Genomic DNA, 25,091 nt, shown 5'->3' with positions numbered 1-25,091 from the left:
CCAACGGTCGATGGACGATTGCCCTGGCTCAGTGATACATCAAATTAATCGTCACCAACGTCAACACCAGCACAATCGCAGTGAGCGGCAGTCCTACGCGGAGGAAGTCTTTGCCGCGGTAGCCGCCGGGGCCGGCGATCATCATCAGGGCGGGGTGGCCTGAGCTGAGCAGGAAGGTGTTGGAGGAGGAGACGGCGACGATCAGTGCGTAGGCCGATGGGTTGTTGCCGGTGGCTACGGCGACGCTGATGGCGATGGGGACCATCATCACGGTGGCGCCGACGTTGGACATCACTTGCGAGAACAGCAAGGTGAGGATGGCCAGCGACAGTTGCAGGATCCAGTGGTTGGTGTGGCCCAGTTGATGCAGCACTTCTTGGGCAAGCCACGCAGCGGCGCCGGTGGCGTCCATCGACCAGCCCAGCGGAATCAGGCAGGCGGTGACGAAGATGGTCTTCCAGTTGATTGCCTTGTACGCCTCGTCCATGTTCAGCACGCCGGTGAGCAGCATGCCGATGGCGCCGGTCATCATGGCCACGGAAAGGTCGAGGTGGGTGAACAACGCAAGGCACTTGGCGAGCAGGAAGAAGCCGACCGCCTGCCAGATTTTGCCGGGGCGTTGTTCTTCCTTCGGAATGTCGGTGACGATCACCAGGTCGCGGTCTTCGCTGGCCAGCACGAGGTCGCGCCAGCTCGAGTGCAGCACCAGCGTGTCGCCCGCGCGCAGACTCACCGAGCGCACGTCGTCGCGATACACCTGGTCGCCGCGATTCACGGCGAGCACCGAGATGCCGTAACGCTTGCGCAGTCGCAGGTCGCCCACGGTCTGTTTGAGGAAGCGCGAGCTCGGCGGAATCACCGCTTCTGAAATACCCGCACGCGACGGGTTGAACAGCTCGCCCAACTGCCGCATGCGCGGCGAGAGTTTGCACAGCTGGTTGTTGGCAAATTGGTTGAGCTGGTCGCGCGGGCCCAGGACGCCGAGCACCGAGCCCACCCAGATCACGTGATCCGCCGGCGGCGCCATGCGCGCATCGTTGCCGCTCTTGATGGCGAGGATCAGCGGCGCGCCGTACAGCTGCTCGACTTCGCCGATGCTCATGCCCACCAGCGGACTTTCAGCGGTGACGGTGAGCTCCGCTGTTTCGCCAACGATGCCGTAGGTATCGGCAAAGTAACTCTCGGTGCGGCCCGGCGTCACCTTGAGGCGTTCGTCTTCGCGTTCGGGCAGTAGTTTCTTGCCGAAGAAATAAAAGAACGCGACACCGGTCAGCGCCAGCACCAGGCCCACGGGCGTGACGCTGAAAAGACCGAACTTGGGAATCGTGTGGGCGCCCGCAGGCAGGTTTGCGTTCGAGCTCGCCACCAGGTCGTTCAGCACGATCAGCGGCGAGTTGGCGATCAGCGTGGTATTGGTGGCGGTGAGGATGCAGAACGCCATCGGCAGCAGCAGGCGCGAGATCGGCACGCCGGTGCGCGCGGCAAGGCGGCTGGTGACGGGGATCATCAACGCGGCCAGCGCCTGGCTGGGAATCACAGCGCTGAACAGGCTGGTGACCAGGTTGATGACCAGGCCCAAGCGCGATTCCACGCCACGCGCCATGCGCATCACGAAGCTGGCGGTGAGGGTGAGCACGCCGGCGCGGTCCAGGCCCGCACCCATGATCATGATCGCGATGATCGCGATAACGGCGTTGCCGGCGAAGCCGTTGAACACGCGATCGGAAGGGATGAGCCCGGTGAGGCCGATCACGACCACCACCAGCAGGGCCACCATGTCGGCGCGGATCCACTCCAGCACCAACATCAGCATGGTGAAGCCCACCAGCCCCAGCACCAGGATCATTTCAGGGGTGAGGGCGAGTCCCACTAGGGTGCGCCCCCGAATTGGGCGTCCTGATGACGGCTGGATGTGGGCAGTGGGAGCTTCACGCTACGACGACTCGTCCCTGTTTGAGACGTGAGTATAAGCGCGTGGTGAGGTGGGCTGGTGAACCCAGGCTGCAAAGTGGGCGCGATTTTTGGTTTTGGTTGTGGGCTCGTCATCCCGGCGCGGGCGGGTATCTGGTCTTGCTGGTCATTCCTGCGAATGCAGGAATCCAGTGACTTTGCGCTTCGATTGTCGCGTCGAGGCCAGAGTGCCGCCTACGCGGCGGGCGTTTCGATCGGCTGCCGCCGACCGAGTCACTTTTCTTTTGCTGGCCCAAAAGAAAAGTAACCCAAAGAAAATGGCCTGATAACGCCCGCAGCATTGTGTTGGGATAAGCCCGAACGCTCGAGGTGCGTCGTTGTGGGACAACCTCCGAGGGTACACAGGGGGTACCTCAGAGCGCTGCGCAACGCGCCCGAATCGCTGAGGACTTAAAGCGGGGCCTCGCTGCGCATCGGCTTTGGTCTGCTCTCCTTACCTTTGCCGCGTCTGCTTGTCTGTGGGAGCGCACCCTGTGCGCGACAGCCACGCTGGGTGTACCGCTCCGTAGGCTTGTCGCGCACAGGGTGCGCTCCCACAAAATGGCGGACCGAAACGCTGATCCGATACCCATGACCATGCGCAACCGTTGTAAGAGCGCACCTTGTGCGCGACCGCGGCGCTGCGGCGTTCCGCTTCGTCGGCTGGTCGCGCACAGGGTGCGCTCCCACAGGCACTCTTTGGCTCTAGAGGAACGCGCCTCCGGCAGGGGGGGAGGGGTGCAAAGCGCTGCGTTCAGCGCCTGCGATACAACAAATCCCACACCCCATGACCCAGCTTGAGACCACGCCGCTCGAAGTGGGTCTCGATGCGCCACGCGGGCTTTTCAGCGTATTGGCCAGGTCCGAGGTCATTGCGCCAGTCGGGAGCGGCTTCCATCACCTCGAGCATGTGCTCGGCATAAGGCTGCCAGTCGGTCGCCAGGTGCAGCAGGCCGTTGGGGGCCATGCGGGAGGCGAGCAGGGCGACGAAGTCGGGCTGGATGATGCGGCGCTTGTTGTGGCGCTTCTTGTGCCACGGGTCCGGGAACCAGATGCGTGCTTCGGCGAGGGTGCCGGGCGGAATCTCGTTTTCAAGGACTTCCACCGCATCGTGCTTGTACAGGCGCACATTGCTGGCATCGCGAGCGGCCAGTGCATTCATCAGGCGGCCCACGCCAGGGCCGTGCACTTCCACGCCGAGGAAGTCGCGGGCGAGGTCGTGCTCGCTGGCCCAGGCCAGCGCCTCGCCATTGCCGAAGCCGATTTCCAATACCAGCGGTGCGGTGCGGCCGAAGCGAGAGGCAAAGTCCTGCGGCGTGCCGCTGTAATCGATGCCGAAGCGCGCCCAGTGGTCATCGAAGGCGCGTTGCTGCGCCGGCGTCATGCGGCCTTCGCGCAGCACGAAGCTGCGGATGCGGCGCATGAAGGGCGGCTGTTCGGCGTCTTCGTGCTCGCCGTCGTGGTCGTGCAGGTCGCTCATGGTCAGCCGATGGTGCCGTCGATGGGGCTGGATGCCGAGGCGAAGCGCTTGCGCGGGATGCGTCCAGCCTTGAAGGCAGCGCGCCCGGCCTGGATCGCCAGCTTCATCGCATGCGCCATCAGCACCGGATCCTTGGCGCCGGCGATGGCGGTGTTCATCAGCACGCCGTCGCAGCCCAGCTCCATCGCGATGGCGGCGTCCGAGGCAGTACCCACGCCGGCGTCGACGATGATCGGCACCTTGGCGTTCTCGATGATTTCCAGCAGGTTGTAGCGGTTCTGGATGCCAAGGCCCGAGCCAATCGGCGCGGCCAGCGGCATCACCGCCACGCAGCCGATCTCTTCCAGGCGCTTGGCCAGGATCGGGTCGTCGCTGGTGTAGACCATCACGTCGAAGCCGTCGGCCACCAGCACTTCGGCCGCCTTGAGCGTTTCCACCACATCGGGGAAGAGCGTGCGCTGGTCGCCCAGTACTTCCAGTTTCACCAGCTTGTGGCCGTCGAGCAGCTCGCGTGCGAGCTTGCAGGTGCGCACGGCGTCCACTGCGTTGTAGCAGCCGGCGGTATTCGGCAGCAGGGTGAATTCTTCGGGCGGCAGCGCGTCCAGCAGGTTGGGCTGGCCGGCGTCCTGGCCAACGTTCACGCGGCGGATGGCAACGGTGACGATCTCGGCGCCGGCGGCCTGGCTGGCGCGGCGGGTCTCGTCGAAATCCTTGTACTTGCCGGTGCCGGTGAGCAGGCGCGAGCCATAGCTCTTGCCGGCGATGATCAGCGGGTCGGAAGCATCGAGCGTCTTGATATTCATCGTGAGGTCTTCAGTCTGCGGCGACGACTGGGCGTCGCATGAACGCGCATGCCCGGGCGATCAACCGCCGCCGATGGCATGGACGATTTCCACGCGGTCGCCGTCGGCCAGGCTATGGCTGGCGTGCAGGCTGCGCGGGACGATCTCTTGGTTCACTTCCACGGCGACGCGGCGCTGGCCGTAGCCGGCGTCTTCAAGCAATTGGGCGACGGTGATGGCGGGGGCGCAGTCGCGCGGACTGCCATTGAGCGTGATGTGCATCCGTCCATTGTAGCGGCTGCCGGCCCGAATGCCGCCCTGGCGTGAAGAGGCCCGGCGGTGCCGGGCCTCCAGAGGGCGTCAAAGGGCGTGTCAATTGCGCTGCTGGTCGTCCCGACGCGGAGCCGCCCGGTGCTCCTCATGGTTGGGCTGCGGCTGACGCTGCTCCGGCCGCGCCTGGGGTTGTTGCGGCTGAGGATTGCCGCGGGGCACCTCGTTGCGCTGCTGCATCTCCTGCCGCTGTTGCATTTGCTGGCGTTGCTGCATGGCGTCGCGCTGTTGCATCTGCTGTTGCATCGCCTGGCGCTGCTGGAATTCTTGCTGCTGCATCTGCTGGCGTTGCTGCATCAGGTCGCGTTGCGGCGACTGTTGCTGCATCTGCATTACCTGGCGCTGTTGGACGTCCTGCTGCTGGGTTTGCTGGCGCTGCTCCAATTGCTGCTGTTGCGCGGCCCGTCGCTGCTGCATCTGCTGTTGCTGTATGTCCTGGCGCTGCTGCGCGGTGTTGTCCTGGCGCGCCTGTTGCGGTTGAGCCGGTTCGATGCGCGGCGGCGTGGGCAGGCTGCCCGGGGGCACCTGCTGGCTGCGCATGCGATCGGATTGCGCGCTGGGGATGAAGCTCACGCCCGGACGCGGCTGGTTGTCCCCGCCGCGCTGGATCTGGGCCTGGCCGTTCGGTCGAACAAAACGCGAGGACGGCAGCTCGCCCGGACGCATGGCGCCCGGTTCGTTGTCGCCGCGGGGTTGCGGGCGCGCCATGGGCGCGGCCGGGTTGCCGCGCATCGACGGGTTGGGCTGGCCAGCGGCAACCTCTTGCGAGCGATTGGGCGCACCGGCGCGCATGGCCGGCCCCTGGCCATTGAGGAGTCGCACATTATCCCGCTCGGGAGTCATGCGCGGATTGCCGGCGACGTTGGCCGGGCGACCGCCAAAATTCGCGGCCGGCGGGGTACGAGCCACCACTTCGCGCTGGAATCCGCCAGCCGGCAGGGGGCGTCCGTTGTTGGCGCGCGGCGGCGCAAAGCTGCTGCGTACAGGCGCGATCCCGGCGACGCCGCGCGGAGCGACCTGGGCATCGGCGAACCGCCGCGGATCCATACCCGCCATATGCTGCCGCGCATTGCGCGCCGCCACGAAATCCTGGCCCGACATGGCGCGGAACGCATGCGGCACGTCGCGGTTGATGTAGCGCTCGTTGGGCGCCGCGCGTCCGTCGCGGTAGTAGTTGTAGCGCTCGTTGATGTGGTTGATCACCAGGTTGCGGTTGTTGCGCACATAGATATTGGTGACATTGACGTTGGTGTAGTAGCCACGGCTGGCGCGATACCACGGGTTGTAGACCTCGCCCGGCCCGAGCGGGAACCAGCCCACCGGGCCACCCACGCCGATGGATACGCCGCCACCCACAAAGGCCACCAGCGCCGGCGCGTAGACCGGGCGCACACCCACCGGCCCCGGCACCCAGCCCCAGCGGTTGTGCACATGGGCCCAGCGGCCATAGTGATAGGGCGCGAAACCCCAGGGCGCGGCATCCACCCAGGTCCAGCCCCACGGGCCGACGTAGGACCAGTGGCCATCGCTATAGGGCGACCAATCGGCGCCCACGCTTGCGGGATACCAGACCTGGCCGTAATCGGGATCGCTCTGCCAGTTGCCGTATTGGTTGAGATCCTGCGCGCCCACGATGTCCGGCGACACATTGGGATCGGCGGGCATCGCGGCGTATTGCTGGTTGCGGCTGTCCACCCAGTTGTCGAACTCGTCGCCGCCCTGGATGTCGTTGATCGTCACCACGCTCAGCGAGGAATCGACAAACTCGTACGAGCGGCCCGCGGCCACCATGCGCTGCGCGCCGCCCTCGCCATAGACCGTGGCGTGCCCGGCGAAGTCGGTGACGCGGGTGGACTTGCCATCCTCGCTGATATCGATGCGATAGCTGCCCGGTTGATCGATCACCAGGGCCACGGTGGGCGTATCGATTTCGTAGCTCTGGCCATCGTCGAGCCCCTGCACCGTCACGTTGGCCGTGCCCTGGGTCAGTTCGACCTGGGTGAGCTGGTCGTTGAGGGTGAGAAAGCCGAAGTTGGAGTCGTCCGCGATGCGCAGTGTGCCGCCGTCCAGCTGCAGCTCGGCGCGCCCGCCGTCGCCGGTGGAAAGGCGGTCGCCGGTGGTCAGCGGGCGGTTGAGGCTGGCATCGCCCCAATCCTTTTCGCCAGCAGGGAGCAGACCCACGTCGCCGGTGCGATAGGACAGGCGTGCCACGCGCGACGGCGGATCGCCGGCGCCGTTGTCATCGGGTGGCGCCTGCGTCTGCGCCTGGCTAAGCCCGCTGGCGCAGATCAACAGGGCCGCTGCCATCCATCGCCAGCTTTGCGGCGATGTCAGGAAAGCAGAAAGCACACGCATCGGGTTCTCCGGAGCTGGACGCGATGGTTATCGCGGAATGGTTTCGTCGCCCGCAAGAACGCATGGGATTGCCGGCGCCGACGGCTGCATTATGCGGATGAGCGATCCATCCCTAGCAAGGACTGGCAAGGCCGCGTCAAAAAGTGGTTCAGCCGGCCGCCATGTCCGGTTCACGCCGGGTTGGGATAGCCAAATCCAGGCATACCGGGAAAACTGCGCCGTAAACCCGCGGCCATTGATGCGCAGTCCTCATCCGGGGCGGCGGTTCCCAAGCCCCGCGGAGGCGGGTTACCATCGTCGAACGATGCGGGTGTAGCTCAATGGTAGAGCTGTAGCTTCCCAAGCTACTGACGAGGGTTCGATTCCCTTCACCCGCTCCATAGTTGGTCTCGACCCCGTTGCTCTCGACTCCATTGCTCTGGACCCCACCGAGCTCCCTACACGTAACCCTTGCGGCGTGCGCTGATCATGGCGGATGTGACTACCCTCGGCTGGCGGGAGCGCTTGGCATTGCCGATGCTCGGCATTCCTCTGCTCAAGGCCAAACTCGATACCGGCGCGCGTAGCAGTTCCTTGCACGTGGACTCGCTGGAAAGCTTCGTGCGCGCCGGCGATACGTGGCTGCGTTTTTCCGTCACCGTGGGTGGGCGCCATCGTGTCGCCGTGACCTGCGAAACCCTCGCGCTGGACCGGCGTGCCGTCACCGATACGGGTGGCCGGCGCACGCTGCGCTGGTTTATCCGCACCGACGTGGTGGTGGGCGGTGAGCGCTTTGCCGTCGACATCAATCTGACCGACAGGCGCCATATGCTGTTTCCCATGCTGCTCGGCCGTAGCGCCTTGCACGGGCGATTTGCGGTGGATCCTGCGCTTTCCTACACACAGCCTCGACCGATCCGGGCGGGCACGACGGGTGTTTCATGAAAATTGCCATACTTTCGCGCAACACTCGTCTGTACTCGACGCAGCGCCTGGTCGATGTCGCGCGCGAGCGGGGACACGTCGTGCGCGTGCTCGATCCGCTGCGCTGCTACGTGCGCATCGCGCCGGGCAATATGTCCATCCGCTACAAGGGCAAGGCGATCAAGGGCATTGACGCAGTCATCCCGCGCATCGGCGTCACCAGCACGTTTTATGGCACTGCCGTGCTGCGCCAGCTGGAAATGATGGGCGTGTACACGCCCAATACCTCCGACTCGGTCTTGAGCGCACGCGACAAGCTGCGCTCGCTGCAGATCCTGGCGGCCAAGGGCCTGGACATGCCGGCCACGGTGTTCGGCGACAACCCCGACGACACCGCCGACGTGCTGGCCATGCTGGGCGAGCCGCCGCACGTGATCAAGCTCAATGAAGGCAGCCAGGGCACCGGCGTGGTACTGGCCGAAAAGCGCAGTGCATCGCAGAGCGTCATCGAGGCCTTCCGCGGCCTCTACGCCAACTTCCTCGTGCAGGAGTTCATCGCTGAGGCCAAGGGCACCGACTTGCGTTGCTTCGTGGTGGGCAAGAAGGTGGTCGCGGCCATGCAGCGGGAGGCCAGCCCGGGTGAATTCCGCGCCAATATCCATCGCGGGGCCACCGCCAAGGCCGCCACGCTGAGCGCCGAGGAGCGCCGGATTGCCGTTCGTGCCGCCGCGGCCCTGGGCCTGGGCGTGGCCGGCGTGGACATGCTGCGCTCCAAACGCGGCCCCTTGATCCTGGAAGTGAACGCCTCGCCTGGCCTGGAGGGCATCGAGGCCGCCACTGGCGTGAATGTGGCGGGCGCGATCATCCAGCTCCTGGAAAACGAGTCGGGCGCCGTTGCGGCCCCCATCAAACGGCGCTCGCAACGGGCCGGTTGAGTTCATTTGTGCAGGACTACCACTTTTGGCCTTTGACCCCACGCCGAAAGCCGGCCTAGCATGGGAGTTCCTGCAGGGCGCGTCCCGAGGGGGGATGCCGCAGGGTGGAGGAAATCAATGAAGCGGAAGTACTGGCTGCCGGTCACGGCGGCGATGATGCTCGTGTTGCAGGTGGCGACGGTTCAAGCAAAGGAAACCAAGCCTGACGTCAAGGCCACTACCAAGGACGAATTCGCTGCGGTAGCCGACCATGTTCGTCAGCAGATGGCTCCCGGCGGTCGGTTCGATTCCGTGAAGGCAGGCGACCAGGCGACGGTTGATCGCGACCTCAGCAGCATGGAATCGCTGTACGACAAGTTCGGCACGGTCGACGCCATGGATCAGTCGGCCAAGGTCGATCTGTACAACAAGCAGTCGGAAGTGAACGCGATCCTGACCCGCAACGACGGCAATCGCGAAGTGTGCGAGCAGGTCAAGCCGATGGGCTCGAACATTCCCAAGACGGTGTGCAAGACCCAGCGTCAGATCAACGAAGAGAATGATCAGTCGCAGCGCATGAAGCAGGACATGATGAAGGTCCAGAATCCGCGGGGCGGCAATTAAGCCCATTAACGGCGTTGTGAGTAGCGGTTAACCGCCGTGTAACTGCACGACACCTATAAAGTCCCCACTGCAATTTGTTGGCACTTCCGTAAGGGCTGGTGACAGCAGATTTCGGTATCGGGGCAGTAGCTTGAGCCCAGGCGAGCGACCACGAGTCGAGCGGCCTGGGCTTTTTTCTTGCCCGATGCCCGGCCTCGTTCAGCTTTCTTCCCCGCGAGGCCCCTTTCCCCACCACAAGCTTGTTAAGCTTGTTGCCTCGGCCGGCCTCATGCCGGCTGCGTATGGAGGACGCATGCGCGTACTGGTGATCGAAGACAACAGCGATATCGCCACCAACATCGGCGATTATCTGGAAGACCGCGGCCATGTGGTCGATTTCGCCGGCGATGGCGTCACGGGGCTGCATCTGGCCGTCGTGCACGACTTTGACGTGATCGTGCTCGACCTGACCCTGCCGGGCATGGACGGCCTGGACGTGGCCCGCAAGCTGCGCCACGAGGCCCACAAGCAAACGCCGATCCTGATGCTGACCGCGCGTGATGCGCTGGAGCAGAAGCTCACCGGCTTTGAGTCTGGCGCCGACGACTACATGACCAAGCCGTTCGCCCTGCAGGAACTGGCAGCGCGCCTGGAAGTGCTGGCCCGTCGCGGCAAGGGTCCGCAGAGCCGCGTCCTCAAGGTGGGTGATCTCACCTACAACCTCGACACGCTCACGGTCACCCGTGAAGGCAAGTCGATCCAGCTCAACCCGATCGGGCTGAAGCTGCTGCAAGCCCTGATGGAGGCGAGCCCCTCGGTGGTCACCCGTCAGGACCTGGAGCAGCGCGTGTGGGGCGAAGAACTGCCCGACAGCGATTCGTTGCGCGTGCATATCCATGGCCTGCGTGCGGCCATCGACAAGCCGTTCGACAAGCCGCTGATCCACACGCGTCACGGTATCGGTTATCGAATGGTCGAACCGGATGCAGTCCAGGCGTAAGCTCAGGTTTCGCCTGGTCGTCTCCTTCGCGCTGTTCGGTTTCGGCCTCAGCGCGTTGTTTGCGTTTGCGGCGTTGAATATTCGCAGTCGGGTGGAGGACCAGTTGGTCAACTCCAGCCTGATTGACGATGCGCGCTGGGCGAACCAGCAGGCGCAGCAACACCCTGGCGCACCCGCCGGGTCGCGCCTGCTCACCGGCAGCATGTATAGCGATCGCACGATCTATAAAGCGCCGCTGACATGGCAGAACCTGGACAACGGCGTTCACGACATTTACGAGAACGACCAGGATGGCCAGCGCCATCACTACAAGTTGGCCGTCTATCGCGAGAACGGCATCATAAGCTTCCTGCGTTACGACGTATCGCGGGAAGAGCTGGGCAAGCAGCAACTGCTGTTCAGCGTGATCGCGGCTGTCTTCCTGTTTGGTTTGCTGTCGTTGGTGCTGGGTCTGTGGCTTTCGCGCAAGGTGCTTAAGCCGGTCAGCGAGCTCGCCCGCCGGCTCCGCGATTTCCGCAAGAACGGCAAGGCCGAATTGCTGGCGCCGCATTTCGCCGACGACGAAGTGGGCGAGCTGGCGCTCGCGCTCGACGAATACTCGCAACGACTCACCGCGATGGTGGAGCGCGACCGCGAATTCAACTCCGACGTGAGCCACGAGCTGCGCACGCCGCTGGCAGTCATTTCCAGCACCACCGAACTGCTGCAGGGCTCGCCTGATCTCACCGACAAGTTGCGCGAGCGCCTCAAGCGCATCGAGCGCTCGTCGCGTCAGGCGACCGAACTGATCGAGGCCTTGCTGCTGCTGTCGCGCGCGGAACGTCGCGGCCCCACGCGCGGCGAAACCACCGACGTGTGCAAGGTGGCCTCGGACGTGATCGAAAGCCAGCGTCCGCAAATGCGCGACAAGCCGCTGGAAGTGGAACTGCGAGTCAAGCATTCGGCAAGCATCAATGCGCCGGCATCGGTGCTCGCCGTGGCGCTCACCAACCTGATCGGCAACGCCATCAAGTACACGCTCGAAGGGCGTGTCACGGTGGAGGTGAGCGCCGATCGCATCGAAGTGATCGACACCGGCCCGGGCATCAAGCCCGAAGATGCCGAGCGTCTTTTCCAGCGTGGCGTGCGCGGCGAAGGTGCCGGTGGCAGTGGCGCGGGGCTGGGCCTGGCGATCGTGCGTCGCTTGTGCGACCTGTACGGCTGGGATGTGTCGATGCGTCCGCGTACCGACACCAATGGGGCTGTCGCGAGCATCGTGTTCGGCTGATCGAATGGCGCGAGGTACGCCTCGCTCTTAGCTCGTCGTTCCGGCGCAGGCCGGAATCCAGTGGCGATGCGCTCGAGTTTTCGCTGTCACTTCCAGAGCAGGCCGCCATGATCCGACAACCGGACACCGGCGCCACCGGATTCCGGCCTGCGCCGGAATGACGGCCAGGAGAAGTGCCTTTCAACTGAAGGCGCGCCGCAACGCTGCATTCAACAAAACAAAAGCGGCGCCATCACGGCGCCGCTTCCATGACTGCCGCTCTCAGTCAAAAACTCAAAGCGGCTCCAGCCAACCCCACTGGTCGTTGGTCTTGCCATTGAACAGGCCAAAGAACAGCTCCTGCAGGCGACGCGTCACGCGGCCGGCCTTGCCGCTGCCGATCTGCTTGCCGTCCACCGCGCGGATCGGCGTGATCTCCGCGGCCGTGCCGCACATCAGCAGTTCGTCGCACAAATAGAGGTATTCACGCGGGATGTCGCGCTCGACCACTTCGATGCCGTCCTCGCGGGCCAGCGTCTTGATCGAGTCGCGCGTGATGCCGGCAAGAATGGATGCGCTGGCCGGGGTGGTGTGCAGCACGCCGTCGAACACCAGGAAGAGGTTCTCGCCCGCGCCTTCGCTGAGCAGGCCGGTGGAAGCCATGGCGATGCCTTCACCGAAGCCCAGGCGGCGCGCTTCACGCGCGATCAGCTGGCCGGAAAGGTAATTGCCGCCGGCCTTGGCGCCGGCCGGAATGGTGTTGGGCGCAAAGCGCTGCCAGCTCGATACGCAGGCATCGATGCCGCTTTCCAACGCCTCCGGACCGAGATACGGGCCCATCGGCCAGGCGGCGACGGCCACATCGATGGGCGTTTCCGCCGACAGGCCGAAACCACCCAGGCCGCGGTAAGCCACCGGGCGCAGGTAGGCGGCCGAGAGGCCGTTCTTGCGCACCACGTCGCGGCAAGCTGCAGCGAGCTCGTCCTGCGAGTAGGGCACGACCATGTCGTAGATCTTGGCCGACTGGTAGAGGCGCTTGAGGTGGTCGGTCAGGCGAAAAATCGCCGCGCCGTCCGGCGTGGCATAACTGCGGATGCCTTCGAACACCGACGAGCCGTAGTGCAGCGCATGCGCCATCACGTGCGTGGTGGCGTCCTGCCAGGGCTTGATGGCACCGTTCTGCCAGATCCAATCGGGGTACTGCTGCGCCATGGGGGATCTCCGGGGAAAAATCGCGCCATGATACCGCGGCGGCGGCATGGGCGATTTTGCGCAGCACCAATGCGGGTCAGCCCGAAGCGCGCAACCACAGGCAGCCGGAGCGCTTGACCACCGTGAAGCGGGTCTCGCGTGCCACGCCGCTGGCGTCCCCCGATGCCGTGCGTACGACCAGTTGCTGGTCGCCGCTCGATGAGGGAGGGGGTCGCGTCGCATCGGCGGCGGGCGAGCTCAACAGTGGATCGTCGCTGGGGGGCGGCGGTGAGTCGTCGATTTCCGACGCCGTGCCGATATCGAGCAAGGGACGCTGCATCAGCGAACCGAGCGAGCGGATGTCTGCAACCACGGCATCACGGCCGTAGCCGTTCCAGATCATCAGCCCGGCCAGTCGATTGGGATCGCGCGCAGCGAACGCGTCGATCATGCCCTGGCGCAGCGCGCCTACCGACGTGGCGCAGCTCACCGGCGGCGGCGTGCTGGCGCCGAGGGTCGAGACGTCCTGCGTCACCGGTGCTTTCGTGGCCGCAGGTGGCGTATTCACCGGCGTCGCCTGCAGGGCGGCACACGGCTGATCGGTGAACAGGGGATTGCCGTCCGCGCCGATGCAGCGATGAATGCCGTCCTGCGCCATCGCGCAGAGCGGCAACAGGAACAGCAGTAGCGCGCAGCCGATTCGCTTCATCCATCGAGCTTACGCCCGATGTCGTTGCCTATCCGTGCAGCCGGTCGAGGATCGCAAGCGTGGGACGTGCGCGGTTCAAGGTATAGAAATGCAACGACGGCGCGCCGCCTTCCAGCAACCGGCGACACATTTGCGCCACCACGTCGGCGCCCAGCTCGCGGATCGAAGCGGCATCGTCACCGTGGGCCAGCATGCGCTTGGCGATCCAGCGCGGGATCTCGGCACCGCAGCCATCGGAGAAACGCTTGAGCTGCGAATAATTGGAGATGGGCATGATGCCGGGCACGATCGGCACCTTCACGCCAAGACGCCGCACGTCGTCGACGAAGCGGAAATAGGCATCGGCGTTGAAGAAGTACTGCGTGATCGCGCCATCGGCGCCGGCGTCCACCTTGGCCTTGAAATGGCGAAGGTCGGCCAGTGCATCGTCGGCCTGCGGATGCATTTCCGGGTACGCGGCCACTTCGATATGAAAGTGATCGCCCGAATGCTCGCGGATGAAACGCACCAGTTCGGACGCGTAACGGAAGTCGCCGGGCGTAGCCATGCCCGAGGGCAGGTCGCCGCGCAGTGCGACGATGCGTCGATAACCGGCCGCGCGATAGTCGTCGAGCAGGGCGCCCAGCTCCGCGCGCGTGCCGCCTACGCAGGAAAGGTGCGGCGCCACGCTAAGCCCGTGGGTCGTGTGCAGCCGGTGCACGGTTTCACCGGTGTAGCTCAGCGTTGACCCGCCTGCACCAAACGTCACCGAGACGTACTCGGGCGCACGGGACTTCAGCAGCGCCGCGGACTGGTCGAGCTGCGTGCGCTGTTCGTCGGTCTTGGGCGGGAAGAACTCAAAGCTGATGCTCGACATCGGGATGGTCCCTGCGGTGGCGTTGGGCGAGAGTATATATCTCTTTCTCGCGATATAGAGATGTCTAGACCAGGGCGGGCGTTCAGCCTCGCTGCCGCGCCCGCCTGCGACAAACCGCGGCAGGCGATGACGGCGTCGCCATTGATCCAGATCAATTGGCCACTTCCGCCCGGCCCCCAGACTCCCATCCGTTCAGTTATGCCTAGGAGTGGGCTTCATGGTGGGCGTCGAGGGGAGTTACAACGACAAGGTCATACGGCAGTTTTCCGTGATGACCGTGGTCTGGGGCGTGGTCGGCATGCTGGTGGGCGTCTTCATCGCTGCCCAGCTGTATTGGCCCGCCCTCAATTTCGATATCCCGTGGCTCAGCTACGGCCGACTGCGCCCACTGCATACCAATGCGGTGATTTTTGCGTTCGGCGGTTGCGCGCTGTTCGCCACCAGCCTGTACACCGTGCAGCGCACCTGCCATGTGCGCCTGATCTCCGACAAGCTCGCCGCCTTCGTGTTCTGGGGCTGGCAGCTGGTGATCGTGGCCGCCGCCATCTCGCTGCCGCTGGGCTATACCCAGGGCAAGGAGTACGCCGAACTCGAGTGGCCGATCGCCATCCTGATCACCATCGTGTGGGTGGCGTATGCGGTGTTGTTCTTCGGCACCATCGTCAAGCGCAAGGTGAAGCACATCTACGTCGCCAACTGGTTCTACGGCGCGTACATCATCACCATTGCGTTGTTGCATGTGGTCAACCATCTGGCCATTCCGGCCGGCCCGATGAAGTCGTACTCGGTGTACTCGGGTGCGGTGGATGCGATGGTGCAGTGGTGGTACGGCCATAACGCGGTGGGTTTCTTCCTGACCACCGCCTTCCTCGGCATGATGTATTACTTCGTGCCCAAGCAGGCCGATCGCCCGATCTATTCGTACCGCCTGTCGATCGTGCACTTCTGGGCGCTGATCGCCATCTACATGTGGGCTGGTCCGCATCACCTGCAGTACACCGCATTGCCCGACTGGGCGCAGAACCTGGGCATGGTGTTTTCGCTGGTGCTGCTGGCGCCCTCGTGGGGCGGTGCGATCAACGGCATCCTCACGCTGTCGGGCGTCTGGTACAAGCTGCGCACCGATCCGATCCTGAAGTTCCTCGTCGTCTCGCTCTCGTTCTACATGATGAGCACGTTCGAGGGACCGATGATGTCGATCAAGACGGTCAACTCGCTCAGCCACTACACCGACTGGACCATCGGCCACGTGCATTCGGGTGCGCTGGGCTGGGTCGCGATGATTTCCATCGGCTCCATCTACGCGATGCTGCCGCGCCTGCTGCGCCTGCCCAGGATGTATTCGACCAGGCTGATCGATCTGCACTTCTGGCTGCATACCGTCGGCGTGGTGGTCTACATCACCGCGATGTGGATTGCCGGCGTGACGCAGGGCCTGATGTGGCGCGCCACCGATCCCGACACCGGCACGCTCACTTACGCCTTTGTCGAAGCGCTCAACGCCACCAAGCCGTATTACCTCGTGCGCATCGGCGGCGGCTTGATCGTGCTGTCCGGCATGCTGGTGATGGGCTGGAACGTGTTCAAGACGTTCCGCCTGGCCGCCGCGAGCACCGAGCCGCAACCGCTGCTCGCGCCCGACGCCGCCGACGCCCGTGCCTGAAGGAACAGACATGAGCCAGACACACGCAAAACTCGAAAAGAACATCGGCCTCATGGCCATCCTGGTGGCAGTTGCCGTTTCCTTTGGCGGTCTCGCCGAAATCGTGCCGCTGATGTTCCAGGCCGAAACGATCAAGCCGTTGCCGGGCGTCAAGCCGTATCCCGCGCTGCAGCTGGCGGGCTTCGACGTCTACGTCCGCGAAGGCTGCTACAACTGCCATTCGCAGATGGTGCGCACGCTGCGCTTTGAAACCGAGCGCTACGGACATTATTCGCTGGCCGGCGAATCGGTTTACGACCATCCGTTCCAGTGGGGCAGCAAGCGCACCGGCCCCGATCTGGCGCGCGTCGGATTGCGCGGCTATTCCGACGACTGGCATCGCGCGCATCTGCACAACCCGCGCGACGTCGTGCCCGAGTCCAACATGCCCGGTTATCCGTGGCTGGCGGACAACAAGCTCGATGGCGAGGGAGTGGCCACGCACATGCGTGCGCTGAAACGCATCGGCGATCCGTATAGCGAAGAAGACATCGCAGGCGCGGCCAAGGCCGTCGAAGGCAAGACCGAACTCGATGCGGTGATCGCCTATCTGCAGGCGCTGGGCACGCATGTGTCGCAGGCCGACATGCAGGCTGCCGAAGGAGCGGAGTGAGATGGTTCCTGGACTGATTACCGCCTTCTTGCTGGTGCTCTTTGTCAGCGCCTGCATATGGATCTGGCGGCCGGCCACCAAGCCGGCGATGGATGCCGCCGCGCTGATGCCGCTGGAAGATGACAAGGAGGAAATCGCATGACTTCCGGATGGACCTGGTACGTCATCGCCATCGTGGTGGCCAACCTGATCGGCTGCGTGTGGCTGTTGCGCGGCAATACGCGCCGTAGCCCGAACGATCCCAAGCCTGATGAAACAGGCCATGTATGGGACGGCAACATCACCGAGTACAACAAGCCGCTGCCGCGTTGGTGGATCAACCTGTTCTACATCACCATCGTGTTCGCCGTGGGCTACCTGATCTGGTTCGGCGTCGGCACGTTGCAGGGCCTGGGACATTGGAGCTCGCACAAGGAATGGGCGTTGGAGTCGGCGGCCGAAGACGCACGCCTGGACGACGCCCTGAAGCTCTATGCCGGCCAGTCCATCGACGTACTGGCGAAGAACCCGCAGGCGGTCGCGATGGGGCGCACGATCTTCATCAATCGCTGTGCGGCCTGCCATGGTTCGACCGGCCACGGCGCCACCGGCTTTCCCGATCTGACCGACGACATCTGGCATTGGGGCGGCACACCGCATCGCATCCTGGAGACGATCCAGGAGGGCAGGCAGGCGGTCATGCCCGCCTGGGCGACCACGCTTACCGCGCAAGGCGGCCCGACGGCCGTCGACGACACCATTGCCTATGTGTTGTCCTTGTCCAAGCCGACGCAAGCCAGGGACGAGGCAAGCGAGCGCGGCGAGAAGCTGTTCCAGACGATCTGCGTGGCCTGCCATGGTCCCCAGGGCAAGGGCAACCAAATCGTGGGCGCCCCCGACCTGAGCGACAGCTATTGGCTCTACGGCAGCAGCAAGGCCTCGTTGCACAAAGCGCTGAACGAAGGCCGGCAGGGCGTCATGCCTGCGTGGAAGCCCGTGCTTGGCGATACGCGCACGCGATTGGTCGGTGCTTATGTATGGACGTTGTCGCCCCACAAGGATGCGCCACCCGCGGGTGCGGTGGTCGCCGAATGATCGACAGGAATACCACCGTCACCCACGGACACCAGCCCGCGCCGGTCGCGCAGAGTCTGGGTGCCTTGCTCTGGCCAAGCTTCTTCGTGGCTGGTGTGGTGACGGTGGTGTTCTTTGCCTTCATCGATCCGATCGCCCTGCGCGACATCACCTTTCCCGCGTTGAAGATCGGACGTGAACTCGGCTACACGCTGGGTTTCTTCCTGATCTGGCTGGCGACGGCCTCGTCCAGCCTGTTCACCTGGATCCTGCTGCGCCCGAGTCGTGCGGTGCGATCACTTCCACGTTCGGGTAAGACACCATGAGTCGCCGCATTCCGCTCCAGGTCATCGATGACGGGAGCGATTCGTACTACGTCAGCGAGCGCAAGGTCTATCCGCGCGATGTCTCGGGCCGTTTCAACCGCCTGCGGGTGGCCGCGGTTATCTGGCTGCTGGGCATGTACTACAGCTTTCCCTGGCTGACATGGCAGGGGCGGCAGGCCGTCCTGCTGGACCTGCCGGCGCGAAAATTCCATGTATTTGGATGGCTGTTCCTGCCCCAGGATCTCCTGTTTCTTTCGGTGTTGTTGATCATCGCGGCGCTGGCGCTGTTCTTCTTCACCGCCTTGGCAGGTCGCTTGTTCTGCGGCTACGCCTGCCCGCAGACGGTATGGACCGAAGTGTCGCTGTGGATCGAACGCTGGTGCGAAGGCGATCGCAACAAGCGCATGAAGCTCGATGCGTCGCCATGGACGCGCGAAAGAATCCTGCGGAAGAGCGCGCGCCACGCGCTATGGGCAGTGTTCTCGCTGTGGACCGGTTTTTCCTTCGTGGGTTACTTCAGTCCGATCGGCGAGCTGGCGCGGCGCACGCCTTTGGGATGGGGCGGTTGGGAAGCGTTCTGGATCCTGTTCTATGCATTCGCCACCTGGGGCAATGCCGGCTTCCTCCGGCAGCAGGTCTGCAAGTACATGTGCCCCTACGCGCGCTTCCAGAGTGCGATGTTCGACCGCAACACCTTGCTCATCGCCTATGACCCGATGCGCGGCGAGCCACGCGGTCCGCGCAAGCGTGGTCTTGCCAGTGTGCTGAGCCGGGCGCGCGGGCTGCTCGACACCGTCACGGCCTACGACTATGTGTTCCGCGCCAGTCAGCATCCTTCCGCTGCGGATCATCGCGCGCAGGCCGGTGGCACGATTACGCTCGCGGCGCTGGGCGAACAGGCTGCGCCGTTGCCCAAGTTTTCTTTGGAAGAGCTGGGCGACTGCGTCGATTGCACGATCTGCGTACAGGTGTGTCCGGTCGGCATCGATATCCGCAACGGTCTGCAGTACGAATGCATTGCCTGTGGCGCGTGTATTGATGCCTGCGACGAGGTGATGGGCAAGGTCGGCTATCCGCAGGGCCTGATTCGCTATACCACCCAGAACCAAATCGATGGCAAGCCGGCCAGACTCGTACGCACACGTGTGCTGGCCTATGGCGCATTGCTGCTGGCTCTGATGAGCGGCTGGTTTTATGGCGTCACCCATCGCAGTCCTGTGATGGCTGAAGTGCTGCGCGATCGCAATGCGATGTACAGCGAGGATGCCGACGGCGACATCCAGAATGCTTACACGCTGAAGCTGGTCAACAAGGCGCAAACGCCACACCACTTCGCGATCGACGTGAGTTCGGCTGATCTGCCCGACCTGCGACTGGGCGGTGGCGTGCAAGCCGTGCGTGCCGAGAGCGGCGAGGTGCTTTCGGTGCCGCTGATCGTCACGACGGCGGCGGACATCACCGGCCGCCATGAGGTGACCTTCCACGTGCGCGACCTCGACGCCAACGTCGGTGTCGACGTCAAAAGCAGTTTCTTTGGACCCTTGCCATGAACCAGACACGCAGTACCTGGCGCGAACCGATGGTGTGGATGCTGGTGGGTCTGCCGCTGGCTTCCGTGGCGATCGGCTTCGCCTTGTTGTTTGCGGCCGTGCGTCCCGGTCGCCAAGACATGGAAACCATCACGCAGGCCACGCGAGTCGGAAAGATGCTGGTCTCCGCGCAGGACGAGCCCTCCACGGAAGTCGCCACCAAGGGTCTGGTGCTTCGCTTGAAGGGCGACATGATCGAAGCCGTACCCATGGACGGCGACTTCCCGCGTGGCGGCAAGCTGCGACTGACGCTGCGGGCTGGCGACTCGCAGGTTGCGGAACGCATGGTTGAGCTATCGCCCAGCGAACTGGGCTGGCGCGGCGTCGGTTCGCTGGACGGCGGGCAAGCCTGGGCGGTGGAATTGAGCCCGGACAATGAGGCCTGGTCGCTGCACGGACATTGGACGGCGCAGGCGCGAGCGATACGCCTGACGCCCTGATCGTGGACCGCGCCGTCGACGCCGACCCGTCCGGTCGGGCACTCCTCTGCTACCACTGCGGCGAAACGCTGCCGCTCGCTCCTGTGCAACAGGAGGTCGACGGCGAGCTGCGCGGCTTCTGTTGCCACGGCTGTGGTGCGGCGGCGGAGTGGATTGGCCAATCCGAGCTGGGCGACTACTACCGTCTGCGCAGCGCGGCAGCAACGCGCGTCGAAGAGATGGCCGATCTGGCCAGCTGGGACCGCGACGACCTGCTCGGCGAACACGCGGTGCCCGTGGCCGGCGGCCTTGAAATCACCCTGTTGACCGATGGCATGCGTTGCGCCGCATGCGCGTGGTTGATCGACCAGGCGCTGCGGCGTGAGCCGGGCGTATTCGACTCGAGTGCGAACGCAGTGACCGGGCGCATCCGCATCGGCTGGCATCCAGCGCAGGTTCGACTGTCGCACTTGCTCGGACGTCTGGCGATGCTCGGCTATCGCCCGTATCTGGCCACCGGCGCCGCGCGCGAACGCGAGCGGGTGGCCGAACAGCGCCGATGGCTGATGCGCCTGGGCATCGCCGGTCTTGGCGCGATGCAGACCATGATGTTTTCCGAGGCGCTGTATCTGGATTTCGGCCATCACATGGCCGGGCCAACACGCGACTTCTTTCGCTGGGTCGCCTTGCTGGTCGCCACGCCCGTGGTGTTTTTCTCCGGTTGGCCATTTCTGCAGGGCTGCTGGCGCGAGCTGCGGCAGCGCCATCCGGGCATGGACACCTTGATCGCCAGCTCGACGCTGTTGGCTTACTTCGCCAGCATGGTGGAAACCGCCCGCGGCGGCGCGCAGATCTGGTACGACGCCGCGACGATGTTCGTGTTTCTGTTGCTCACGGCGCGATTGCTGGAGCAGCGCGCGCGCCGCGTCGCCAGTGCGCAGGTGGATGCGCTTGCGCGAGCACGTCCCACCTTGGCGGTGCGCGAGCGCGCTGACGGCAGCAGGGAGTCCGTGCCCGTGGCGTCACTGCAGGTGGGCGATATCGTCTGCGTAGCCGTGGGCGAAGTGGTGCCTGCCGATGGGTGCCTGCTCGGTGCGGAAGCCTCGTTCGAGGAGGCGCTGCTTACCGGTGAGTCGCGGCCGATGACTCGCGCGCAGGGAGCGACGATTTATGCAGGCACCGTATGTCGCGAGATTCCCGCGCGTATCGAAGTGACCCGGATCGGCGCTGCCACGCGTCTGTCGCAACTGGCCCGATTGGTCGAGCAGGCGCAATCGCAACGACCGCGCCTGGCGCGCGTCGCCGATCGCATCGGCAGCGTGTTCGTATCGGTGTTGATCGTGTTGGCGGTGATTGTCTACAGCGTTTGGCGCATCCACGACCCGGCGCGAGCGTTCGAAGTCACGCTGTCGCTGCTGGTGGTCAGTTGCCCATGTGCGCTGTCACTGGCAGTGCCGACCGCGCTGGCGGCAAGCCACGGCGCCTTGGCGCGACTGGGCGTGCTCTCCATCCGCGAGGGAGGCCTGGAACATCTCGCGCGTGCCAGCGACATGGTGTTCGACAAGACGGGCACGCTGACCAGCGTGCAACTTGCGGTGGGCGACGTGCAGACCTTTGTGGATATCTCGTCCGCTGTTGCTCTGCAGATGGCCGCCGCGCTGGAGCGAGATAGTGGCCATCCCATTGGCCAGGCCTTTGCCGGCACCACCACATCGTTGCAGGCGCATGACCTGCGTACGGTCACAGGACATGGGGTTCAAGGCCAAATCGACGGTAACTCGTGGCGACTCGGCCGAGCCTCGTTTGCGGCCTCTCGTGACGACGACGGCCAGCTCTGGCTGGGTGACGGCAAGCGAGCGGTCGCCAGGTTCTGTCTTCAAGAGAGCGTGCGCGCTGGTGCAGCGGAGACCATCGCGGCGCTGCGCATCTTGGGCGTCGAGATCCATCTTGCCAGCGGCGATGCGACCACTGCGGTGCAGCGCCTGATGCGCGAATTGCGGATCGGCCAGGCGCATTCGCGCCAGTCGTCGGAAGACAAGCTGGCACTGGTGCGTGCGCTGCAGGCGAAGGGACGCATCGTGGCGATGGTGGGAGACGGCCTGAACGATGCGCCGGTGCTCGCCGGTGCCGATGTGTCGATCGCCATGGGCGAGGGTGCCTCGCTGGCGCAGCGCGCGGCCGACATGGTGTTGACCTCGCCATCGTTGCTGCGCATTCCCGCTGCCATCGTGCTGGCGCGGCGGACACAGCGCGTCATCCGCCAGAACTTCACCTGGGCCGTGGGTTACAACTTGCTCGCACTGCCTCTGGCGGTCACTGGGCATGTGACGCCTGCCTTGGCCGCACTCGGCATGGCCACATCCTCCTTGGCCGTGACGTTCAATGCGTTGCGTTTGGTGCGGCCAGCGAAGGCGGGTGTGACGCCGTGATCATCCTGCTCATGCTGGTGCCACTGAGTTTGATGCTGCTTGCGTTTGCGATCGGCGCCTTCGTGTGGGCCGTCCGCAAAGGGCAATTCGACGATATGGATACGCCCGCGCTGGATATCCTGCGCGACGATGCGCGCCCTGATGCGCCGCACGCCTCCAGGGGCGCCGATGTCGATTGACGTGCTCGCCGTTTCGGCGGCGTTATTGACCGGCTTGGTGGGCGGTATGCACTGCGCGGCCATGTGCGGCGGCATCGCAACCGGGTTTTCCGTGTGGTCGCCGCGTCATGGACTGCTCGCGTCGCTGCAGTTGAATGCTGGCCGCGTGCTGGGCTATGTGCTGGCGGGCGCGCTGGTCGGCGGGATCGGCGATGGCGTGTTGCGATTGTTCGAGTGGCATGCGCTGGTGATCGCTACGCGCGTGATGATGGGCGTGGTGCTGGTACTGGCGGCGTTGCGTCTGCTGGACCAGCGAGGGCGCTTGCGGTTGCTGGGACGCCCGGGAGTGCAGCTGTGGCGATGGCTGCAGCCTTTGCAGCGGTGCCTGCTTCCCGCGAACACGGCGCAGCGTCGCATCGTTGCGGGCATGTTGTGGGGATGGATGCCGTGTGGCCTCAGCGCGACGATGCTGGCGGGAGCATGGCTGCAGGCGAATGCGTTGAATGGCGGCGTCACCATGGCTGCCTTCGGCCTGGGTACCTGGTTGGTGATGGTGCCGCTCACGTGGTCGGGAGCGCGAGTGGGGCGGTGGTTGCAGCAGACGGGGGCGCGGCGGAGTGTGGCGGCGTTTGTGATGCTGGCTGGTGTGACGACGATGGTGGGGCCGTGGTTGATGCAGGTGCCTTCGTTGCATGGCCTCATGGGGTGGTTGGGGTGTGAGTCGCTTCGTTGAGTCGCGCACAGGGTGCGCTCCCACAGGTTTGTCGCACGCCCAACTGTGGGAGCGCACCCTGTGCGCGACGCCGTTCGCCTCACCGCCCAAAAAAAGGGGCCGCCTTGCGGCGGCCCCTTTTCGATCTACCCGAAGGCAACGATCAATAGCGGTAATGATCCGGCTTGTACGGACCATCCACCGGCACGCCGATGTACGCAGCCTGGTCCGGGGTCAGCTTGGTGAGCTTCACGCCGATCTGCTCCAGGTGCAGGCGAGCCACTTCTTCGTCCAGCTTCTTGGGCAGGCGGTAGACCGTCTTGTCGTAGAAGTCCTTGTTCGCCCACAGGTCGAGCTGGGCCAGCGTCTGGTTGGAGAAGCTGTTGGACATCACGAAGCTCGGGTGGCCATGGGCGCAGCCCAGGTTCACCAGGCGGCCTTCGGCCAGCATGTAGATGCTGTGGTTGGTCTTCTCGAAGGTGTAGCGATCCACCTGCGGCTTGATGGTTTCGCGCGACACACCCTTGGCGGTGTTCAGGCGATCCATCTGGATCTCGTTGTCGAAGTGACCGATGTTGCACACCAGCGCGTTGTTCTTCATCGCCGCCATGTGCTCGAGCGTGATGATGTCCTTGTTGCCGGTGGTGGTGACGTAGATGTCGCCCAGGCCCAGGGTGTCTTCAATGGTGGTGACCTGGAAGCCTTCCATCGCGGCCTGCAGGGCGTTGATCGGGTCGATCTCGGTCACGATCACGCGAGCGCCGAAACCCTTGAGCGAATGGGCGCAACCCTTGCCCACGTCGCCGTAGCCGCACACCACGGCCACCTTGCCGGCGACCATCAGGTCGGTCGCGCGCTTGATGCCGTCGGCCAGCGATTCGCGGCAGCCGTAGAGGTTGTCGAACTTGCTCTTGGTCACCGAGTCGTTGACGTTGATGGCCGGCACCAGCAGCTTGCCGGCTTCGGCGAGCTGATAGAGGCGATGCACGCCGGTGGTGGTCTCTTCGGAGACGCCCTTCCACTCGGCGGCGATCTTCTTGAACCAGCCCGGACGCGCGGCGGCGGTGCGCTTGACCAGGTCCTTGATGACCTGCTCTTCGTGGTTGCCGCTGGGCGTGTTGACCCAGTCGCTGCCGTCTTCCAGTTCCACACCCTTGTGGATGAACAAGGTGGCGTCGCCGCCGTCGTCCACGATCAGCTGCGGGCCGAGCTCACCCGGGTGGGTCAGCATGTCGAGCGTGCACTCCCAGTACTCCTCCAGCGTCTCGCCCTTCCAGGCGAACACCGGCAGGCCACCGGCGGCCAGCGCTGCGGCAACGTCGTCCTGGGTCGAGAAGATGTTGCACGAGGCCCAGCGCACCGAGGCACCCAGCTCACGCAGGGTTTCGGCGAGCACGGCGGTTTCCTTCGTGCAGTGCAGGGAGCCGGACAGGCGCACGCCCTTGAGCGGCTTTTCCTTGGCGTATCGGGCGCGGATCTGCATCAGGCCCGGCATTTCTTCTTCGGCCATGCGGATGCGGCGGCGGCCGAGATCGGCGAGCGACATATCGCGGACCTTGAAGTCCTGCGAGGCGGAATCCTTGGTAACTGCGTTCATTTGGCTTAGCTCCGGGTGTTGCGACTAAACAAGTCGCATCGTTAACCGGGCGCCGTTACAGGAAAAATCCGTCGAGCCTGGCCGGGTTCGTGGAACACGCTTGGGTGTGCACGGAGCCGCGGTCGCAGCGCCCCTCGACGGGACGCATGAGTATAGCGTCCCTCGATGATGGTT

Annotated in this window: 24 protein-coding genes, 1 tRNA gene and 1 riboswitch; of the genes, 16 read left to right on the top strand and 9 right to left on the bottom strand. The window is 64.6% G+C overall.

What is annotated here, in order from left to right; translation table 11 throughout:
- Positions 1-28 precede the first annotated feature (28 nt).
- The 5 genes from AB4Y82_RS14015 to AB4Y82_RS13995 form a co-directional block, all read right to left on the bottom strand.
- The gene (locus tag AB4Y82_RS14015; RefSeq protein WP_441604517.1) at positions 29-1,846 is read right to left on the bottom strand and encodes an SLC13 family permease; all 1,818 of its coding nucleotides are present in this window, start codon (positions 1,844-1,846) and stop codon (positions 29-31) included.
- 858 nt (positions 1,847-2,704) lie between these two features.
- Positions 2,705-3,430 (bottom strand): tRNA (guanosine(46)-N7)-methyltransferase TrmB, encoded by a 726-nt coding sequence (trmB, locus tag AB4Y82_RS14010; RefSeq protein ID WP_441604451.1) that lies wholly within the window; start codon positions 3,428-3,430, stop codon positions 2,705-2,707.
- A 2-nt stretch (positions 3,431-3,432) separates the two neighbouring features.
- Entirely contained in the window at positions 3,433-4,233 is an 801-nt protein-coding gene (locus AB4Y82_RS14005; RefSeq protein ID WP_441604450.1) for a thiazole synthase, read from the bottom strand.
- A gap of 60 nt (positions 4,234-4,293) precedes the next feature.
- Positions 4,294-4,494: a sulfur carrier protein ThiS gene (thiS, locus tag AB4Y82_RS14000; protein ID WP_441611411.1), complete on the bottom strand. Its 201-nt coding sequence runs from the start codon at positions 4,492-4,494 to the stop codon at positions 4,294-4,296.
- A gap of 90 nt (positions 4,495-4,584) precedes the next feature.
- Positions 4,585-6,897 carry a DUF6600 domain-containing protein gene (locus tag AB4Y82_RS13995; protein WP_441604449.1) on the bottom strand — a complete coding sequence of 771 codons (2,313 nt, stop codon included), beginning with the start codon at positions 6,895-6,897 and terminating at the stop codon, positions 4,585-4,587.
- 306 nt (positions 6,898-7,203) lie between these two features.
- Here AB4Y82_RS13995 and AB4Y82_RS13990 point away from each other — a divergent pair.
- The 6 genes from AB4Y82_RS13990 to AB4Y82_RS13965 all read left to right on the top strand — a co-directional run bounded on the left by AB4Y82_RS13990 (position 7,204) and on the right by AB4Y82_RS13965 (position 11,584).
- Positions 7,204-7,277 (top strand) — tRNA-Gly (locus AB4Y82_RS13990).
- 88 nt (positions 7,278-7,365) lie between these two features.
- On the top strand, positions 7,366-7,821 hold the full coding sequence (locus AB4Y82_RS13985) for an ATP-dependent zinc protease family protein (protein WP_441604448.1): 456 nt from the start codon (positions 7,366-7,368) through the stop codon (positions 7,819-7,821).
- Entirely contained in the window at positions 7,818-8,735 is a 918-nt protein-coding gene (gene rimK / locus AB4Y82_RS13980) for a 30S ribosomal protein S6--L-glutamate ligase (RefSeq protein WP_441604447.1), read from the top strand. The genes AB4Y82_RS13985 and rimK overlap by 4 nt, the downstream gene beginning before the upstream one ends.
- Before the next feature lie 117 nt (positions 8,736-8,852).
- Positions 8,853-9,338 carry a hypothetical protein gene (locus tag AB4Y82_RS13975; protein WP_441604446.1) on the top strand — a complete coding sequence of 162 codons (486 nt, stop codon included), beginning with the start codon at positions 8,853-8,855 and terminating at the stop codon, positions 9,336-9,338.
- 292 nt (positions 9,339-9,630) lie between these two features.
- Positions 9,631-10,317 carry a response regulator transcription factor gene (locus AB4Y82_RS13970; protein ID WP_046972192.1) on the top strand — a complete coding sequence of 229 codons (687 nt, stop codon included), beginning with the start codon at positions 9,631-9,633 and terminating at the stop codon, positions 10,315-10,317.
- Entirely contained in the window at positions 10,301-11,584 is a 1,284-nt protein-coding gene (locus tag AB4Y82_RS13965) for a sensor histidine kinase (protein WP_441604445.1), read from the top strand. Before AB4Y82_RS13970 ends, AB4Y82_RS13965 begins: the two co-directional genes overlap by 17 nt.
- Before the next feature lie 273 nt (positions 11,585-11,857).
- Here AB4Y82_RS13965 and AB4Y82_RS13960 read toward each other — a convergent pair whose 3' ends face one another.
- The 3 genes from AB4Y82_RS13960 to metF all read right to left on the bottom strand — a co-directional run bounded on the left by AB4Y82_RS13960 (position 11,858) and on the right by metF (position 14,319).
- Positions 11,858-12,775, bottom strand: coding sequence for a branched-chain amino acid transaminase (locus tag AB4Y82_RS13960; RefSeq protein WP_441604444.1), 918 nt, complete (start codon positions 12,773-12,775; stop codon positions 11,858-11,860).
- Positions 12,776-12,851: 76 nt separating this feature from the next.
- Complete coding sequence (locus tag AB4Y82_RS13955) at positions 12,852-13,463, bottom strand: DUF4124 domain-containing protein (RefSeq protein WP_441604443.1); 612 nt, start codon at positions 13,461-13,463, stop codon at positions 12,852-12,854.
- 28 nt (positions 13,464-13,491) lie between these two features.
- Positions 13,492-14,319, bottom strand: a complete 828-nt coding sequence (gene metF / locus AB4Y82_RS13950) for a methylenetetrahydrofolate reductase [NAD(P)H] (protein ID WP_441604442.1) — start codon at positions 14,317-14,319, stop codon at positions 13,492-13,494.
- Between the two features lie 217 nt (positions 14,320-14,536).
- On the opposite strand from metF, the gene ccoN reads away from it, so the two are divergent.
- Genes ccoN through AB4Y82_RS13900 form a run of 10 tightly spaced genes read left to right on the top strand, consistent with a single transcriptional unit; the run spans position 14,537 to position 23,341 of the window.
- Positions 14,537-15,982 (top strand): cytochrome-c oxidase, cbb3-type subunit I, encoded by a 1,446-nt coding sequence (gene ccoN, locus AB4Y82_RS13945; RefSeq protein WP_441604441.1) that lies wholly within the window; start codon positions 14,537-14,539, stop codon positions 15,980-15,982.
- 10 nt (positions 15,983-15,992) lie between these two features.
- Entirely contained in the window at positions 15,993-16,634 is a 642-nt protein-coding gene (ccoO, locus tag AB4Y82_RS13940; RefSeq protein ID WP_441604440.1) for a cytochrome-c oxidase, cbb3-type subunit II, read from the top strand.
- 1 nt (position 16,635) lies between these two features.
- Positions 16,636-16,776: a cbb3-type cytochrome oxidase subunit 3 gene (locus AB4Y82_RS13935; protein WP_441604439.1), complete on the top strand. Its 141-nt coding sequence runs from the start codon at positions 16,636-16,638 to the stop codon at positions 16,774-16,776.
- A complete protein-coding gene (gene ccoP / locus AB4Y82_RS13930) occupies positions 16,773-17,708 on the top strand; it encodes a cytochrome-c oxidase, cbb3-type subunit III (RefSeq protein ID WP_441604438.1) in 936 nt (311 codons plus the stop codon). Before AB4Y82_RS13935 ends, ccoP begins: the two co-directional genes overlap by 4 nt.
- A complete protein-coding gene (locus AB4Y82_RS13925; RefSeq protein ID WP_441604437.1) occupies positions 17,705-18,013 on the top strand; it encodes a hypothetical protein in 309 nt (102 codons plus the stop codon). Before ccoP ends, AB4Y82_RS13925 begins: the two co-directional genes overlap by 4 nt.
- Complete coding sequence (locus tag AB4Y82_RS13920; RefSeq protein WP_441604436.1) at positions 18,010-19,563, top strand: 4Fe-4S dicluster domain-containing protein; 1,554 nt, start codon at positions 18,010-18,012, stop codon at positions 19,561-19,563. The genes AB4Y82_RS13925 and AB4Y82_RS13920 overlap by 4 nt, the downstream gene beginning before the upstream one ends.
- Entirely contained in the window at positions 19,560-20,042 is a 483-nt protein-coding gene (locus AB4Y82_RS13915) for a hypothetical protein (protein ID WP_441604435.1), read from the top strand. Before AB4Y82_RS13920 ends, AB4Y82_RS13915 begins: the two co-directional genes overlap by 4 nt.
- 2 nt (positions 20,043-20,044) lie before the next feature.
- The gene (locus AB4Y82_RS13910; protein ID WP_441604434.1) at positions 20,045-22,450 is read left to right on the top strand and encodes a heavy metal translocating P-type ATPase; all 2,406 of its coding nucleotides are present in this window, start codon (positions 20,045-20,047) and stop codon (positions 22,448-22,450) included.
- Positions 22,447-22,629 (top strand): cbb3-type cytochrome oxidase assembly protein CcoS, encoded by a 183-nt coding sequence (ccoS, locus tag AB4Y82_RS13905; protein ID WP_441604433.1) that lies wholly within the window; start codon positions 22,447-22,449, stop codon positions 22,627-22,629. Before AB4Y82_RS13910 ends, ccoS begins: the two co-directional genes overlap by 4 nt.
- Positions 22,619-23,341: a sulfite exporter TauE/SafE family protein gene (locus AB4Y82_RS13900; protein WP_441604432.1), complete on the top strand. Its 723-nt coding sequence runs from the start codon at positions 22,619-22,621 to the stop codon at positions 23,339-23,341. Before ccoS ends, AB4Y82_RS13900 begins: the two co-directional genes overlap by 11 nt.
- Before the next feature lie 142 nt (positions 23,342-23,483).
- Here the strand turns inward: AB4Y82_RS13900 and ahcY are convergent, their stop codons facing one another.
- Entirely contained in the window at positions 23,484-24,917 is a 1,434-nt protein-coding gene (gene ahcY, locus AB4Y82_RS13895) for an adenosylhomocysteinase (protein WP_441604431.1), read from the bottom strand.
- Positions 24,918-24,957: 40 nt separating this feature from the next.
- Positions 24,958-25,059, bottom strand: a riboswitch (S-adenosyl-L-homocysteine riboswitch).
- Positions 25,060-25,091: the final 32 nt, after the last annotated feature.

Source organism: Dyella sp. 2YAF14 (assembly GCF_052114725.1).
In the GTDB taxonomy this organism is placed as follows: domain Bacteria; phylum Pseudomonadota; class Gammaproteobacteria; order Xanthomonadales; family Rhodanobacteraceae; genus Dyella.
Note: the sequence above shows the minus strand (reverse complement) of the source record. Positions and strands in the feature narration are given on the sequence as shown.

What these genes read in the sequence shown, in the direction of transcription:
- AB4Y82_RS14015 (WP_441604517.1), bottom strand. Translation starts at nt 1,846, where the DNA reads ATGATCCTGGTGCTGGGGCTGGTGGGCTTCACCATGCTGATGTTGGTG.
- trmB (WP_441604451.1), bottom strand. Translation starts at nt 3,430, where the DNA reads ATGAGCGACCTGCACGACCACGACGGCGAGCACGAAGACGCCGAACAG.
- AB4Y82_RS14005 (WP_441604450.1), bottom strand. Translation starts at nt 4,233, where the DNA reads ATGAATATCAAGACGCTCGATGCTTCCGACCCGCTGATCATCGCCGGC.
- thiS (WP_441611411.1), bottom strand. Translation starts at nt 4,494, where the DNA reads ATGCACATCACGCTCAATGGCAGTCCGCGCGACTGCGCCCCCGCCATC.
- AB4Y82_RS13995 (WP_441604449.1), bottom strand. Translation starts at nt 6,897, where the DNA reads ATGCGTGTGCTTTCTGCTTTCCTGACATCGCCGCAAAGCTGGCGATGG.
- AB4Y82_RS13985 (WP_441604448.1), top strand. Translation starts at nt 7,366, where the DNA reads ATGGCGGATGTGACTACCCTCGGCTGGCGGGAGCGCTTGGCATTGCCG.
- rimK (WP_441604447.1), top strand. Translation starts at nt 7,818, where the DNA reads ATGAAAATTGCCATACTTTCGCGCAACACTCGTCTGTACTCGACGCAG.
- AB4Y82_RS13975 (WP_441604446.1), top strand. Translation starts at nt 8,853, where the DNA reads ATGAAGCGGAAGTACTGGCTGCCGGTCACGGCGGCGATGATGCTCGTG.
- AB4Y82_RS13970 (WP_046972192.1), top strand. Translation starts at nt 9,631, where the DNA reads ATGCGCGTACTGGTGATCGAAGACAACAGCGATATCGCCACCAACATC.
- AB4Y82_RS13965 (WP_441604445.1), top strand. Translation starts at nt 10,301, where the DNA reads ATGCAGTCCAGGCGTAAGCTCAGGTTTCGCCTGGTCGTCTCCTTCGCG.
- AB4Y82_RS13960 (WP_441604444.1), bottom strand. Translation starts at nt 12,775, where the DNA reads ATGGCGCAGCAGTACCCCGATTGGATCTGGCAGAACGGTGCCATCAAG.
- AB4Y82_RS13955 (WP_441604443.1), bottom strand. Translation starts at nt 13,463, where the DNA reads ATGAAGCGAATCGGCTGCGCGCTACTGCTGTTCCTGTTGCCGCTCTGC.
- metF (WP_441604442.1), bottom strand. Translation starts at nt 14,319, where the DNA reads ATGTCGAGCATCAGCTTTGAGTTCTTCCCGCCCAAGACCGACGAACAG.
- ccoN (WP_441604441.1), top strand. Translation starts at nt 14,537, where the DNA reads ATGGTGGGCGTCGAGGGGAGTTACAACGACAAGGTCATACGGCAGTTT.
- ccoO (WP_441604440.1), top strand. Translation starts at nt 15,993, where the DNA reads ATGAGCCAGACACACGCAAAACTCGAAAAGAACATCGGCCTCATGGCC.
- AB4Y82_RS13935 (WP_441604439.1), top strand. Translation starts at nt 16,636, where the DNA reads ATGGTTCCTGGACTGATTACCGCCTTCTTGCTGGTGCTCTTTGTCAGC.
- ccoP (WP_441604438.1), top strand. Translation starts at nt 16,773, where the DNA reads ATGACTTCCGGATGGACCTGGTACGTCATCGCCATCGTGGTGGCCAAC.
- AB4Y82_RS13925 (WP_441604437.1), top strand. Translation starts at nt 17,705, where the DNA reads ATGATCGACAGGAATACCACCGTCACCCACGGACACCAGCCCGCGCCG.
- AB4Y82_RS13920 (WP_441604436.1), top strand. Translation starts at nt 18,010, where the DNA reads ATGAGTCGCCGCATTCCGCTCCAGGTCATCGATGACGGGAGCGATTCG.
- AB4Y82_RS13915 (WP_441604435.1), top strand. Translation starts at nt 19,560, where the DNA reads ATGAACCAGACACGCAGTACCTGGCGCGAACCGATGGTGTGGATGCTG.
- AB4Y82_RS13900 (WP_441604432.1), top strand. Translation starts at nt 22,619, where the DNA reads ATGTCGATTGACGTGCTCGCCGTTTCGGCGGCGTTATTGACCGGCTTG.
- ahcY (WP_441604431.1), bottom strand. Translation starts at nt 24,917, where the DNA reads ATGAACGCAGTTACCAAGGATTCCGCCTCGCAGGACTTCAAGGTCCGC.